Source organism: Enterobacteriaceae endosymbiont of Donacia simplex (genome assembly GCF_012568645.1).
Classification (GTDB): domain Bacteria; phylum Pseudomonadota; class Gammaproteobacteria; order Enterobacterales; family Enterobacteriaceae.
In genome coordinates this window covers 114683-131369 of the sequence record NZ_CP046192.1, presented here as the reverse complement: position 1 = coordinate 131369, position 16687 = coordinate 114683, and the positions used below count along the sequence as shown (strand labels likewise).

Here is a 16687-nt window from a genome sequence, read left to right as displayed (position 1 = left end):
TAACTAATATTAAAAGTAATAAAATTATGTCTATAACACCCATGATGGATCAATATTTTAAATTAAAAAAACAATATCCTAATATTTTATTATTTTATAGATTAGGAGATTTTTATGAAATGTTTTTTGAAGATGCAAAAAAAGCTTCAAAATTATTAAATATTGTATTAACTAAGAGAGGTAAATTAAATGGAAAACCTGTCCCTATGGCAGGTATACCAGTTAATAGTATAGATAATTATTTATCAAAATTAATTAAGTTAGGAGAATCTATCGCTATTTGTGAACAAATACAAAGTAAGGAAATTTTATCTAAAAAAAAAATTTTAGAGAGGAAAATAGTTCGTATTATTACACCTGGAACAGTTAGTGACGATATTTTATTAAATAATAATATTGATAATTTATTAGGATCAATATATCAAGATGTAAAATTAGGATTTGGTTATGCTACATTAAATATTAGTTCTGGTGATTTTAGAATTATGGAAAATAAAGATATTAATATAATTGCAGGAGAATTACAAAGAACAAATCCTAAAGAATTATTATATTCTGAAAATTTTAAAGATATAAATTTAATAAAAAAAAGATGTTGTATTAGACGTAGACCATTATGGGAATTTGATATAGATACAGCTATTCAACAATTGAATATGCAATTTAAAACAAAAAATTTAAAAAGTTTTGGTATTGAAAAAGAATTTTTAGCTATTAGAGCAGCAGGATGTTTAATACAATATGTTAAAGATACACAAAAAGTATATTTACCTCATATTAATAATCTTTCTTTAGATAGACATAATAAAGAAATTATTATGGATGAAAACACTCGTAAAAATTTAGAAATTATTAATAGTATTTCTGGTGATAAAAATAATACTTTAGTTAAAATATTAGATTATACAATTACTAGTATGGGTAGTCGTTTATTAAAACGATGGTTAAATAATCCAATACGTGATATTAAAGTTATTTCAAATAGGCAAAAAAATATTTCTATTTTACAAAAATATTATTTTAATTTTAAAAAAATACTATTAAAAATTGGTGATATAGAGAGAATTATTGCTAGATTATCTTTAAGAACTGCTAAACCTAATGATTTAGTCTCTTTAAGACAAACATTAAATTATTTACCTAACATTCATAATATTTTACAAAATATAAATAATTGTGAAATAAAATTTAAAATTTTAAAATTAGGATTGTTCTCTTTATTAAAAAATTTATTAAAAAAATCTATAAAAGAAAAACCTGCTTTATCTTTAAAAGAAGGAAATGTTATAGCAACTGGATATAATTTATTATTAGATGATTTAAGAAAATTATCGAAAGATTCAAATAAATATTTATCTTATTTAGAAAATAAAGAACGTAATTTATTAAAAATAGAAAAATTAAAGATAGGATTTAATACAATTCATGGATATTATATCCAAATTAATAAAAGTTATAAACATCATCTTCCTAATAAATATATTCAAGTTCAAACTTTAAAAAATTTTAATAGATATACGACTCCAGAATTACAGAAATATCAAAAAAATATCTTTTCTTCTAAAGAAGATCTTCTAAATTTAGAAAAAAATTTATATAATAAATTATTTAATTATATTAATCCCTTTTTAAAAAATTTACAAAAATTATCATTATATTTATCAGAATTAGATGTATTGTGTAATTTAGCTGAAAGATCTGTAACTTTAAATTATACTTGTCCTATTTTGAATAAAAAAATAGGAATATCTTTAACTAATTCAAGACATCCTATTGTTGAAAATATTGTAAAATCACCTTTTATTGCTAATAATGTGTTATTAACAAAAGAAAAACATGTATTGTTAATAACAGGTCCTAATATGGGAGGTAAAAGTACTTATATGAGACAGGTAGCATTAATTATATTAATGACTTATATAGGTAGTTATGTTCCAGCGGACAAAGCTATTATAGGACCAATAGATAGAATTTTTACAAGAATAGGATCTACAGATAATATATCTTCTGGATTATCTACTTTTATGGTTGAAATGATAGAAACTGCAAATATTTTAAGAAATGCTACATCACAAAGTTTAGTATTAATGGATGAAGTAGGAAGAGGTACATCTACCCATGATGGTTTAGCTATAGCTTGGTCTTGTACAGAATATATTGCAAAAAAAAATAAATCACTTACTTTATTTGCAACTAATTATATTGAATTAACAAAATTAAAAGACAAGAATAAGTGTATAAAAAATATATATTTTGATGCAATAGAAATTAATAATTCTATTGTTTTTTTACATAAAATTAAAAATGGATCAATTAATAAAAATTATGGCTTATTTGTAGCATCTTTAGCAGGAATTCCTAAAGAAGTTATTAACAAAGCTAAAAAAAAAATTAAGCATTTAGAAAATTAAAAATTTAATTTAAACTTTTTTAAATAATAATAATATATAAAAATGTATAAATTTATATATATTAATATAATTAATTTTATTGTATGAGTATAAAATTATAAAAATTAATATTATAAATTATCATTTATTTTTTTTAAAATATCAATTTAATTATTTAAATTATAAATTTAGAAATATAAATAACAAATATATAACTTATAAAATTAAGTTAAAAGGATATTTATTTACATGAATTCTTTTGCCAAAGAAATAAAATTAATTAATATTGAAGAAGAATTAAAAAATTCTTATATAGATTATGCAATGTCAGTTATAGTAGGTAGAGCTTTACCAGATGTAAGAGATGGATTAAAACCAGTCCATAGACGTATATTATACGCTATGTACATATTGGGAAATACATGGAATAAATCTTACAAGAAATCGGCAAGAATAGTTGGAGATGTTATTGGGAAATATCATCCTCATGGAGATAATGCAGTTTATGATACAATTGTTAGATTAGCACAATCTTTTTCATTAAGATATCCATTAATATATGGCCAAGGTAATTTTGGTTCCATTGATGGAGATTCAGCTGCAGCTATGCGTTATACTGAAATAAAAATGTCTAAAATTTCACAAGAAATTATTAATGATTTGGAAAAAAATACAGTAAATTTTTTACCTAATTATGATGGTACAGAAAAAATTCCTGAAATAATGCCTACAAAAATACCTAATTTATTAATTAATGGATCTTCTGGTATAGCGGTTGGAATGACAACAAACATTCCCCCTCATAATATTATGGAAGTAATTAATGCTTGTTTAGCATATATTAAAAATAATACTATTACAATTAAAGAATTAATGAATTATATTCCTGGTCCTGATTTTCCTACTGCAGGTATTATTTACGGTATTAATGAAATTGAAAATGCATATATTACAGGAAAAGGAAAAATATTTCTTAGAGGACGTATTAAAACTATTAAAGATAAAACAAAAAAATACAAAACAATTATAATTTATGAACTTCCTTATCAAGTAAATAAATCTAAATTAATAGAAAAAATAGCAAATTTAATAAAAGAAAAAAAAATTCAAGGTATTAAAACCTTAAGAGATGAATCTGATAAAGATGGTATAAGAATTTTAATTAGGATAAAAAAAAATATATCCATTAATGTAATTTTAAATAATTTATATAAATTAACTCCTTTACAAACTACTTTTAGTATAAAAATGGTTTCTTTATATAAAGGTAAACCTACATTAATGTCTTTAAAAAAAATTATTAAAGCGTTTATATCTCATAGACGTGAAATAGTAATAAGAAGAACAAATTACGAAATAAGTAAAGCACAGAATAAAGCACATATCTTAGAAGGATTAATAGTAGCATTACTGAATATAAAAAAAATTATAAAAATTATACGTTCATCTAAAATATCAGAAAATTTGAAAAATCAAATTTATTTACAATCTTGGAAAATACCAAATATATTTCAAATATTTAATTTACAAGAAAAAAAAACATTAAATATCTATTTAACTAATTCTAATTTAATAAAATTTAATGATAATTATCATTTTAGTTATAAACAAATTACAGCTATTTTAGAATTAAAATTAAATAAATTAACAAATTTAGAACATAAAAAATTATGTATAGAATATGAAAATTTAATATATAAAATATCAAATTTAACTAAAATTATTGAAAATTATGAATATTTAATGAAAGTAATATATAATGAATTAATATTAATAAAAAAAGAATTTGGAGATAAAAGAAAAACAGAAATTATTTTAAATAATCAGTCGACTATTCAAAAAGAAGATTTAATTAATCATGAAAAAGTTGTCATTACTCTTTCTAAGCAAGGATATATAAAATATCAAAAAATTACTGAATATAATTTACAACATAGAGGAGGTAAAGGAAAAATAGCTGTAAAATTAAAAGATAATGATTTTATATCTAAAATATTAATAGCATATACTCATGATAATATTTTATGTTTTTCTAATAAAGGATATTTATATTGGTTAAAAGTATATAATATACCTGAAGCTAATAGATACGCAAAAGGAAGACCTATTATAAATTTAATTCCTTTAAAAAATAATGAAATTATTAATACGTTTCTTATAATAAATAATTATAAAAATAATTCTAATTTGATTATGGTTACTGCACAAGGAAAAGTAAAAAAAACAAATTTAAATAAATTTAATAAACCTAGAGCAAATGGAATTATTGCGATAAAATTAAGAAAAAATGATACTTTAATAGCAGTAGCTATTACGAAGGAAAATGATAAAATTATGTTATTTTCTTCATTAGGTAAAGTAGTGAAATTTGATGAATCTCAAATTAAATCAATAGGAAGAAATACAGTAGGTGTAAAAGGTATTAATTTTTCAAAAACAAGAAAAGATTATATAGTTTCATTAATAACTACAAAAAGTAAATTTCAAAAAAATATTTTTACTATAACAGAAAATGGATATGGCAAATGTACTAATAATAAAGCTTTTCCTACAAAATCTAGATCAACAAAAGGAATTATATCTATGAAAATTAATAATAGAAATGGAAAATTAGTAGATACTTTAAAAGTAAATGATAATGATCAAGTTATTATAATTACGAATATGGGTACATTAATACGTATTAATATATCTGAAATTTGTGTTGTTGGGCGTAATACTAAAGGTGTTATCATAATAAAAACAAAACTTAACGAAAAAGTTGTTAGTATTCAAAAAATTTAATTTATAATTATAAAATTTTTTATTTAATTTTAAAAAAATCTTTAAATTTATATATTTTATCTATTTTTTCCCATGAAAAAATATTTCTACCAAAATGACCATAAGATGCAGTTTTTTTATATATTGGTTTTAATAAATCTAACATTTTAATTAAATTAAAAGGTCTTAAATCAAAAATTTCACGAATAAATGAAATTATTTTTTTATCAGATACTTTTCCTGTACCAAATGTATTTATCATTATTGAAATTGGATTAGAAATTCCAATAATATATGCAATTTGTATTTCACAACGTGAAGCTAAAGATGATGCTACTATATTTTTTGCTATATAACGAGCAGCATAAGCAGCGGATCTATCTACTTTAGATGGATCTTTGCCAGAAAACGCTCCCCCGCCATGTCTTGCCATACCACCATAAGTATCTACAATAATTTTTCTTCCTGTTAAACCACAATCACCTATAGGTCCTCCTATAATAAAACGACCTGAAGGATTAATAAAAAATTTTGTTTTTTTATTTATCCATATTTTAGGTAAAACTGGTTTAATAATTTCTTCCATAATAGCTTCTTTTAATTTTTTAAATGAAATTTCTTTTGAAATTTGTGTTGACAAAACTACAGAATCTATATTAATAATTTTATTATTTTTATATTTAAAAGTAATTTGACTTTTAGCATCTGGTTCTAACCATGATAAAATTTTTTTTTTTCTAATTAATGCTTGTTGATATACTAATTTATGTGCATATATAATAGGTGCTGGCATAAAAACATCTGTTTCATTTGTTGCATATCCAAATACAAGACCCTGATCTCCTGCTCCCTGATTATATATATCTAAGTTAGATGTTATTCCTTTGTTAATATCTTCTGATTGTTTACTAATAATATTTAGTATAGTACATGTATTATAATTAAATCCTAAATTTGGATTAGTATATCCTATTTCTTTTATTGTTTTTCTAGTTACTTTTTCTATATTTAGAGTAGCTTTTGTTGTTATTTCTCCTCCAATTAATACCATATTATTTTTAATATATGTTTCGCATGCTACACGAGAATTAATATCTTGTTTTATTATATCATCTAATATAGCATCGGAAATTTGATCTGCTACTTTATCAGGATGTCCTTCTGATACAGATTCTGAAGTGAATAAATATTCCGTCATTAATATTACCTTTTATAATTATAAAAAATTCTAATTACATTAGTATATATTTAAATAAAATAAAATGTAAATAAAGTTATTATTTTAAATAAATTATATGTCTAAAATTTTTAAAATTATAAAAAATAGATTTTAAAACATTTTACGTATATATTTCTTTATATAAAGAATATTTTTAAAAATATTTTATTAAAAATTTAGGAGTAATTTATATTATGCCTTCTAGAAGAGATCTTGCTAATGCTATTCGATTTTTAAGTATAGATGCTATAGAAAATTCTAAATCAGGACATCCCGGTGCACCGATGGGTATGGCAGATATAGCTGAAGTACTTTGGCGTAATTATTTAAATCATAATCCTAATAATCCTACCTGGATTAATCGTGATAGATTTATATTATCTAATGGACATTGTGTAATGTTAATTTATAGTTTATTACATTTAACTGGATATAATTTAACAATTTCTGATTTAAAAAATTTTCGAAAATTATATTCTAAAACACCAGGACATCCTGAATTTAGATGTACTCCTAATATTGAAACTAGTACTGGTCCATTAGGACAAGGATTAGCTAATGCTGTTGGTATGGCAATATCTGAAAAAACATTAGCAGCACAATTTAATAAGTTAAATTATAATATTATTGATCACTATATTTATGTTTTTTTAGGTGATGGTTGTTTAATGGAGGGAGTTTCTCATGAAGTATGTTCTTTAGCAGGAACATTAAAATTAAAAAAATTAATTGTTTTTTATGATAATAATGGTATTTCTATAGATGGAGATATTAAAGGATGGTTTAATGATGATACAAAAAAAAGATTTAAATCTTATGGATGGAACGTTATATCTAATATAGATGGACATAATTTTAAAAGTATAGAAAAAGCTATTAATCAAGTTAAATCTTTAAAAGATGATAAACCTTCATTATTAATTTGTAATACAACTATTGCTTTTGGATCACCTAATAAATCTGGAAAAAATATTTCACATGGTTCTCCTTTAGGAGAAAAAGAAGTTTTCTTAACAAGAAAAAATTTAAATTGGATTTATAAACCTTTTGAAATTCCTTTGTCTATTTATAAAAAATGGGATGCTAAAAAGATAGGTAATATAAAAGAATTAAAATGGAAAAATATGTTTAAAAATTATTGTAATGAATTTCCTATTTTAGCTAAAGAATTTAAAAGAAGAATAAATAATCTACTTCCTTCAGATTGGGATAAAAAAATTAATAATTTTATTTACAAATTAAATAATAGTATTAATACTAATTTTTCTACAAGACAATCGTCTCAGTATATTTTACAAAAATATTCAAAATTATTACCAGAATTATTAGGAGGTTCAGCAGATTTGTCTAGTAGTAATTTAACTATTTTAAAAAATTCTAAACCAATTAATAAATTTATTAATGGAAATTACATTTATTATGGAGTAAGAGAATTTGGTATGCTAGCAATAGCAAATGGTATTTCTTTGTATAATGGGTTTATACCTTATACAGCTACTTTTTTAGTTTTTTCAGATTATTGTCGTAGTGCTATCCGAATGGCTGCTTTAATGAAAATAAGACATATAATGATTTTTACTCATGATTCTATAGGTTTAGGAGAGGATGGACCAACACATCAACCAATAGAACAACTATCTAGTTTAAGATTAATTCCTAATATTAGTATTTGGCGGCCATGTGATCAAATAGAAACAGCTATATCATGGAAAATTAGTATTGAAAATATACATAAACCAACTATATTAATTTTATCTAGACAAAGTTTACCTACACAAAAAAGAAATAAAAAAATAATACCCTTTATATCATATGGAGCATATATTTTAAAAGATTGTTTTGATAAAAATCCTCAAATTATATTAATAGCTACAGGTTCGGAAGTATCTTTAGCTGTTGAAGTATATAGAAAACTATCTTTGTTAAAATATAAAATTAGAGTAATATCAATGCCATCTACTGATACTTTTGATAAACAAAAAAAAGAATATAAAAATTATATATTACCTAAAAATATTAAATGTAAAGTAGCTATTGAAGCTGGGTCAAAAGATTTTTGGTATAAATATGTAGGATTAAATGGTAGTGTAATTGGTATTAATACTTTTGGTTATTCGGCTTCTGCAAATAAATTATTTACAAAATTTGGATTTACTGTTGAAAATATTATTTTAAAAATAAAAAAACTTTTAAAATCATATAATTAATTATTTTAACTATATATAATAGGATTAATTACTTATGTTAAGTATTCTAGATTTAGATATTAAAAATAAAATTTTATTAATTAGATCTGACTTAAATGTACCTTTAGATCTAAATGGTAATATTACTTCTGCTATTAGAATTAAATTATCATTACCTACTATAAAATATGCTTTAAAAAAAAAATCTAAAATAATTATAGCTTCTCATTTAGGAAGACCTATTGAAGGAAAATATAATAAATTATTTTCTTTAAAAAAAATTGCTATATATTTAGAAAAAATTTTAAATCATAAAGTTTCTTTACAAAAAAATTATTTAGATGGATGTAATTTTAAAAAAGATGAAATTATTCTTTTAGAAAACGTACGTTTTAATATTGGTGAAAAAGATAATAGTGAAAAATTATCTAAACAATATGCATCTTTATGTGATATATTTGTAATGGATGCATTTGCAACTTCACATCGTATTCATTCATCTACATATGGTATTATTAATTTTGCTAAAAAATCTTGCGCAGGATTATTACTAATAAATGAAATAAAAAATTTAAATAAATTTTTAAAAAATCCTGTAAAACCTATAATCTCTATTATAGGAGGATCTAAAATATCAACTAAATTTAATATTTTAAAAAAATTAACTCAATTATCAGATAAAGTTATTGTAGGTGGAGGTATAGCAAATACATTATTATCATTAAATAATGATATTGGAAATTCATTATATGAACCTAATGCAATTTTATTAGCTCAAGAAATAATTAAAAAACATAAAAACATAATTATACCTACTGATTGTATAGTTAGTACATCTATTAATAATAATTCTTTAATAAAGAATAAAGATATTAATAATATTTTAAAAAATGAAAGAATTCTTGATATAGGTAATAAAACTATAAATATAATTAAAAATGAATTAAAAAAAGCTAAAACCATATTATGGAATGGACCTATTGGAGTTTTTGAGTTTAAACAATTTAGAAAAGGAACTGAAATAATAATTAAAGCAATTACAAATAGTAATGCTTTTTCTATTATAGGAGGAGGAGATACTTTAGCTGCAATAGAATTATTTAACGCGTTTAATAAAATTTCTTATATTTCTACAGGTGGAGGATCTTTTTTAAAATATATTGAGGGAAATAAATTACCTGTTATATCTATATTAGAAAATATTTCATAATATTTTATTCAAAAATTAAAATAATAAAATTATTAACAATAAAAAATTTTAATAAGGTACGTAAAGTATATATTATGTCTAAAATTTTAAATTTTATAAAACCTGGTGTTGTTGTTGGTCATGATGTACAAACAATATTTAGAATAGCAAAAGAAAATAAATTTGCTTTACCAGCTATTAATTGTATAGGTACTGATTCTATTAATATAGTTTTAGAAACTGCAGCAAAATTAAAATCTGCAGTAATTATTCAATTTTCTAATTCAGGATCTTCTTTTATTGCAGGAAAAGGAATAGAAAAAAAAAATCCACAATTAGCTTCAATAATTGGAGCTATATCTGGGGCTAAACATGTTCATAATATTGCTAAATATTATGGTATTCCAGTTATTTTACATACTGATCATTGTCCAAAAGATAAATTATCTTGGATTGATAATTTATTAGATGAAAATGAAAAATATTATTTAATACATAAAAAATCTTTATTTTCATCTCATATGATAGATTTATCTAGAGAATCTATTCAAGATAATATTAAAATATGTAGTCGTTATTTAAAAAGAATGTCAAAAATGAAAATGACATTAGAAATAGAATTAGGATGTACAGGTGGAGAAGAAGATGGTGTTGATAATAGCAATTTAAATAAAAAATCATTATATACGGATCCCTATGATGTTAATTATGCTTATGAAAAATTAAAATTAATTAGTTCTCAATTTATTATCGCAGCTTCTTTTGGAAACGTACACGGCGTATATCAAAAAGGTAATGTAAAATTATTACCTAAAATTTTAAAAAATTCACAAAAATTTATTAGTAAAAAACATAATATTCCTAATAATTCTATAAATTTTGTATTTCATGGTGGTTCAGGATCTTCATTATTAGAAATAAAAGATTCTATAAATTATGGTGTTGTTAAAATGAATATTGATACGGATACACAATGGGCTACATGGAAAGGTATATTAGAATTTTATAAAAAATATAAAAAATATTTACAAAAACAACTCGGAAATCCACAAGGTTTTAATAAACCAAATAAAAAATATTATGATCCTAGATCATGGATTAGAGCTTCACAAATTTCTATGCAAAAAAGATTAGAAAAAACATTTAAAGAATTAAATGCAATTAATATTTTATAAAAAATAACTTATTTTAACTATAAAAAAAAATACGAATTATTTCATAAAATGGATTATATAATATGAATAAATTTACTAGTGTATTAGATTTTATAATATCTTCGATATTTCAAAATAAAATTTTTATTTTATATCAATTTGAACATTTTATTTTAGCTGGTATGATTCTATTTTTTGGATTATGGGGAGTTAAAATTTTTACTAAAACGATAAGAAATGTTTTTACTATAAGAAATATAGATCCTATTACAACTGGATTTCTTACAAATATTTTTAAATATAGTTTAACTGTATTTGTTATTGTTAGTGCATTAAGTAGTATAGGATTGAAGACATCGTCAATTTTTGCTGCATTTGGTACTATAGGATTAGTGATAGGTTTAGCTTGGCAAAGTGCTTTAGCAAATTTAGCATCAGGATTACTTATTATTACTTTTCGGATTTTTAAAGTAGGAGATTATATTAATATTGGTAATGTTACTGGTAAGATTACTAATGTTGAAATTTTTTGTACTCTTTTTAAAACATTTGATGGAAGTATTATATCTGTTCCTAACGGGAAAATACTTACTGAAAATATAATAAATTTTTCTAAATCTAATGAGTATCGAAATAAAATTACTTTAGGTATTGCAAGAAATTTAATACAAAAAGATATAAATATGATTAAAAAAATTTTATTAGATACTGTTTCATTAAATGATAAAATAATAAAAAATTCAATTGTTAATGTTATTGTTGATGAAATTACTAATAATTCAATAAATTTTACCGTTTTTTTTTGGATTAATGATTTTATAAATAAAAAAGAAATTTGTTCAGATCTAATTGATATTTTAAAAAATAATTTAGAACTATATCAAAAATCATGTGTATTATGGATTAATAATGATTAATATTATTATTTTAATTTTTTATTTTAAAATAAATAACACGGTGCGAACGGGATTTGAACCCGTGACCCCCGGCGTGACAGGCCGGTATTCTAACCAACTGAACTATCGCACCATAATTATTATTATAGTATCTACCATATTGTTAATCGTCAATACTTTTTTATATTTTTTATGATTTCCATAAATTAAAACCACATATATTTTTAATTAATTTTAATTTTAATTTATGTAATTTTAATTCTTCATTTGAAGCATTTAAAATTAATAATTTTTTTTTTTTTGATTTTTTACATAAAAATTTTAACTGGTTATCAAAAACATTATTTTTTTCTTTTAAAAAATCTAATTTAAATGAATTTTGTTTTGTAGTCATAAATAAAAAAACTTTAGCTAATAATTTTGCATCTAATAAAGCTCCATGTAAATTACGTTTATTTATGTTAATATTAAATCTTGAACATAAAGAATTTAATGAATTTCTTTTCCCAGGAAATATATTTCTAGCCATTTTAAGTGTATCTGTGATAATACAAATATCTTCAATTTTGGGTAATTTTTTATTTAATAATGATAATTCATAATTTAAAAAATTAATATCAAATTGAGCATTATGTATAATAAGTTCTGAATCTTTTATAAAATTAAGAAAATTATCAAGAATATCAGAAAAAATAGGTTTTTTATATAAAAATTTATTAGAAATACCATGGATATTAAATGCTTCTTTACTTATAATTTTTTGTGGATTTATATATGTATGAAAATAGTTTTTAGTAATATTACGATTAATAATTTCTATTACTCCTATTTCTATAATGCGATGTCCTATATAATAGGGATATGATAAATTCATCCCAGTTGTTTCTGTATCTAAAACTACTTGACGTATATTAATTTTTTTCATATTTGTTATATAAATAATATAAATTTTATTAAAATAATATGTATAAAAATATAAATATTTTTACTGATGGTTCTTGTATACATAATCCTGGTCCTGGAGGATGTGCTGCTATATTACAATATCATAAATATGAAAAAATTTTGACTAAAAGTTTTTTTTTAACTACTAATAATAGAATGGAATTAATGGCTTCTATTATTGCTTTAGAATCTTTAAAAGAAAATTGTAATATTTATCTATTTACTGATAGTAATTATTTAAAAAAAGGAATTACAATATGGTTATATAATTGGAAAAAATGTAATTGGTTCCGTAATAATAAAAAAAAAGTTAAAAATATTGATTTATGGAAAAGATTAGATTTATCATTATCTAATCATAATATTTATTGGAAATGGATTAAAGGTCATTCATATAATAAAATGAATAATAAATGTGATAAATTAGCTCGTATTTCAGCTAATAATCCTATAAATAAAGATTTTGGATACATAAAAAAATAGGTATTTTCCATTTTAATAAAATTTTTAATAAAAATAGTTGTTATTTTTTTATAACTTATTTAAGTTTAAAGAAATTAATTAATTTTTAAAATTAAATTTAATTGTAAAAAATAAAAAAAAGGATAAAAGTATGCTAGATAACAATCGTTTACGCATAGCTATGCAAAAATCTGGTCGTTTAAGTAATGAATCTAGTAAACTCTTAAAAAGTTGTGGTCTTAAAATTAATTTACAACAACAAAAGTTAATAGCTTTTGCAGAAAATATGCCGATTGATATCTTAAAAGTACGTGATGATGATATACCTGGATTAATTATGGAAGGTGTAGTTGATTTAGGAATAATTGGTAAAAATGTTTTAGAAGAAGAAGTTTTAAATAGATTATCAAGAGGTAATAATGCAAATTATTTAACATTACGAAAATTAAATTTTGGTGTATGTAGATTATCTATAGCAATACCTATTAATAAACATTATTCAGGTTTACAATCTTTACAAAATACTTGTATTGCAACTTCTTATCCTAATTTATTAAAAAAATATCTTGATCAACATCATATTAAATTTAAATATTGTATGTTAAATGGTTCAGTAGAATTAGCACCTAGATTAGGTTTATCAGATGCTATTTGTGATTTAGTGTCAACAGGAGCAACTTTAGAAGCGCATGGAATTAAGGAAGTTGAAATTATATATACTTCGCAGGCATGTTTAATTCAACGTTATGATAAAATAACAAATTTTAAGCAACAATTAATAAATAAATTATTAACAAGAATTAAAGGAGTTATTAAAGCTAGAGAATCTAAATATATAATGTTACACGTTCCTAATAAAAAATTAAAACATGTTATGTCTTTATTGTCATATATAAAAAATATTACTATTTTTCCATTAATAGGAGAAACTAAAAAAGTAGCCATCCATATGGTATGTAGTGAAACACTATTTTTAGAAAAAATGGAAAAATTAAAATTATTAGGAGTCAGTTCTATTTTAGTTTTACCTATTGAAAAGATAATGGAGTAAATAAAATGACAATTATAAATAATTTAATTTATTGGAATAATTATAATAAAGAACAAAAAAAAAAGATATTGTCTAGACCTATATTTTTAATAGATAAAAAAATTAAAGATAATGTAACTGATATTTTAGATCAAGTAAAAAAAAAAGGAGATAATGCATTAAAAAAATATAATTTTTTATTTGATAAAATTAAAATTAATAATTTAAAAATAGATAAAGAAAAAATATATAATTCAAAAATTTATGTAGATAAAAAAGTTAAAAATGCTATAAAAAATGCTTATGATAATATATATAAATTTCATAAATATCAAATTTTAAAAAATAAAATTATAGAAATTATACCTGGAGTATTTTGTAAACAAATTTTTCGTCCTATATCTAGAATAGGATTATATATTCCTGGCGGTACATCTTCATTATTTTCTACTGTTTTAATGTTAGGAATACCAGCTAAATTAGCATTATGTCCTAATATTATATTATGTTCTCCTCCACCAATATCTAATGAAATTTTATTTTCTGCATATTTATGCAATATAAAAAATATTTTCCAAGTAGGAGGAGCTCATGCTATTGCAGCAATGGCTTTTGGAACAGAATCTATTAATCGAGTAAATAAAATTTTTGGGCCAGGGAATGTTTTTGTTACAGAAGCTAAAAGGCAAGTAAGTAATCAAAATATAAATTATAAAAATATTTCTATAGATATGCCAGCAGGACCATCAGAATTAATGATATTAGCTGATAAATCGGCAAATTATAATTTTATTATAGCTGATTTATTATCACAAGCAGAACATGGAATAGATTCACAAGTATTTTTAATTACTATTGAAGAAAAAATAGCAAAATTAGTTAGAGAAAAACTTTCTAAACAATTAGAAAAATTACCTAAAAAACATATAGTAAAAAAGTCTCTGAAAAAGAGTTATATTATAATAACAAAAAATATTGAAGAATGTATAGATATAATAAATAAATATGCTCCTGAACATCTTATTATTCAATGTCATAATTATGATAAAATTTTACCTAAAATTATGAATGCAGGATCAATTTTTTTAGGTAATTGGTCTCCAGAATCAGTTGGAGATTATGCTTCAGGAACTAATCATGTTTTACCTACTTATGGTTATGCCTCAACATATTCATGTTTAGGAATATCAGATTTTCAAAAAAGAATGTCTGTACAAAAATTAACTAAAAGAGGATTATTAAATATTTCTAGTACAGTAGAAATTATGGCAAAAAAAGAAAATTTATTAGGTCATAGTCATTCTGTTACAATAAGAAAAAAATATATCAATAAAAATTATTTAAATCAAGAAAAAAATAAAACAATAGATACTATTAATAAAATAATTAAAAAAAATATTATTAATTTAATTCCATATAAATCTGCAAGATTATTGTATAAAGATAATAATAATAATAATTTAATTGCATTAAATGCAAATGAATGTCCTATAATTTCTTGTTTTTCTTTAAATAAAAAAATATTTAATAAATATCCAGAACCACAACCAAAAGAATTAATTACTTTATATAGTAAATATGTAAATTTAAATATTAAAAATATTTTAGTTACAAGAGGAGCAGATGAGGGAATTGATTTAGTGATGCGTACATTCTGTAATCAAGAAAATGATAAAATTTTATTTTGTCCCCCAACATATGATATGTATCGTGTTACTGCTCAAATATTAGATGTAAAATATATAACTATTAATAGTAATAAAAATTGGGAATTAAATTTAAATAAAATTAAAAATAATCTTAATAATGTTAAAATTATTTATATTTGTAATCCTAATAATCCTACTGGTAATTATTTAAATAAAAATATTATAATAGAATTATTAGAATTAACAAAAAATACATCAATTATTGTTATTGATGAAGCATATATCGACTTTTGTATAAATCAAACTTTAACTTATTTTATAAATAAATATCATAATTTAATTATACTAAGAACTTTATCAAAAGCATTTGCATTAGCAGGATTACGTTGTGGTTTTATTTTAGCAAATGAATATATTATAAATATTTTACTTAAAGTTATTGCACCATATCCAATATCTGGACCTTCAATAGATATTGCAATACAAGCTTTAAATTCAAAAAATTTAGTTATTATGCAAAATAATGTAAAAACAATCATTAATAATAAAAAATGGTTAATAAAACATTTAAATAATTGTCGTTGTGTTAAATATATATTTAATAGTTCAACTAATTTTATTTTAGTAAAATTTTATAATTCTGATTTTATATTTAAAAAATTAAATAAAAAAAAAATTATTGTAAGAAATCAAAATAATCAAAAAAATTTAAATAATTGTTTAAGAATTACAATAGGAACAATATTTGAATGTAAAAAATTATTTTTTGAATTACAAAAATTATCTTAATAAAATTTTAGAAAA

Annotated in this window: 11 protein-coding genes, 1 tRNA gene and 1 pseudogene; 10 read left to right on the top strand and 3 right to left on the bottom strand. The window is 21.2% G+C overall.

What is annotated here, in order from left to right; genetic code table 11:
* Positions 1-26: 26 nt before the first annotated feature.
* Both mutS and gyrA read left to right on the top strand, forming a co-directional pair.
* Positions 27-2411: a DNA mismatch repair protein MutS gene (gene mutS, locus GJU00_RS00660; RefSeq protein WP_168893398.1), complete on the top strand. Its 2385-nt coding sequence runs from the start codon at positions 27-29 to the stop codon at positions 2409-2411.
* Between the two features lie 228 nt (positions 2412-2639).
* Complete coding sequence (gene gyrA, locus GJU00_RS00655) at positions 2640-5174, top strand: DNA gyrase subunit A (RefSeq protein WP_168893397.1); 2535 nt, start codon at positions 2640-2642, stop codon at positions 5172-5174.
* 19 nt (positions 5175-5193) lie between these two features.
* Here gyrA and metK read toward each other — a convergent pair whose 3' ends face one another.
* Entirely contained in the window at positions 5194-6351 is a 1158-nt protein-coding gene (metK, locus tag GJU00_RS00650) for a methionine adenosyltransferase (RefSeq protein ID WP_168893396.1), read from the bottom strand.
* 215 nt (positions 6352-6566) lie between these two features.
* On the opposite strand from metK, the gene tkt reads away from it, so the two are divergent.
* The 4 genes from tkt to GJU00_RS00630 all read left to right on the top strand — a co-directional run bounded on the left by tkt (position 6567) and on the right by GJU00_RS00630 (position 11818).
* A complete protein-coding gene (tkt, locus tag GJU00_RS00645; protein WP_168893395.1) occupies positions 6567-8579 on the top strand; it encodes a transketolase in 2013 nt (670 codons plus the stop codon).
* Between the two features lie 34 nt (positions 8580-8613).
* Positions 8614-9768 carry a phosphoglycerate kinase gene (locus GJU00_RS00640; RefSeq protein ID WP_168893394.1) on the top strand — a complete coding sequence of 385 codons (1155 nt, stop codon included), beginning with the start codon at positions 8614-8616 and terminating at the stop codon, positions 9766-9768.
* A gap of 74 nt (positions 9769-9842) precedes the next feature.
* On the top strand, positions 9843-10922 hold the full coding sequence (gene fbaA / locus GJU00_RS00635) for a class II fructose-bisphosphate aldolase (RefSeq protein ID WP_168893393.1): 1080 nt from the start codon (positions 9843-9845) through the stop codon (positions 10920-10922).
* A 62-nt stretch (positions 10923-10984) separates the two neighbouring features.
* Positions 10985-11818 (top strand): mechanosensitive ion channel domain-containing protein, encoded by an 834-nt coding sequence (locus GJU00_RS00630; RefSeq protein WP_168893392.1) that lies wholly within the window; start codon positions 10985-10987, stop codon positions 11816-11818.
* Positions 11819-11856: 38 nt separating this feature from the next.
* Here the strand turns inward: GJU00_RS00630 and GJU00_RS00625 are convergent.
* Positions 11857-11930 (bottom strand) — tRNA-Asp (locus tag GJU00_RS00625).
* Between the two features lie 57 nt (positions 11931-11987).
* A complete protein-coding gene (gene dnaQ / locus GJU00_RS00620) occupies positions 11988-12722 on the bottom strand; it encodes a DNA polymerase III subunit epsilon (protein ID WP_168893391.1) in 735 nt (244 codons plus the stop codon).
* 38 nt (positions 12723-12760) lie between these two features.
* Between dnaQ and rnhA the strand changes: the two genes are divergently transcribed.
* From rnhA to hisC, 4 genes and pseudogenes are all read left to right on the top strand, one after another.
* Positions 12761-13225: a ribonuclease HI gene (rnhA, locus tag GJU00_RS00615; RefSeq protein ID WP_168893390.1), complete on the top strand. Its 465-nt coding sequence runs from the start codon at positions 12761-12763 to the stop codon at positions 13223-13225.
* Between the two features lie 130 nt (positions 13226-13355).
* Entirely contained in the window at positions 13356-14255 is a 900-nt protein-coding gene (hisG, locus tag GJU00_RS00610; RefSeq protein ID WP_168893389.1) for an ATP phosphoribosyltransferase, read from the top strand.
* A 5-nt stretch (positions 14256-14260) separates the two neighbouring features.
* A pseudogene (gene hisD, locus GJU00_RS02280) lies at positions 14261-15550 on the top strand (histidinol dehydrogenase); the annotation flags it as partial.
* Positions 15545-16672 (top strand): histidinol-phosphate transaminase, encoded by a 1128-nt coding sequence (hisC, locus tag GJU00_RS02275; RefSeq protein ID WP_281351902.1) that lies wholly within the window; start codon positions 15545-15547, stop codon positions 16670-16672. The pseudogene hisD and the gene hisC, both read left to right, overlap by 6 nt.
* The last annotated feature ends 15 nt before the right edge of the window (positions 16673-16687 follow it).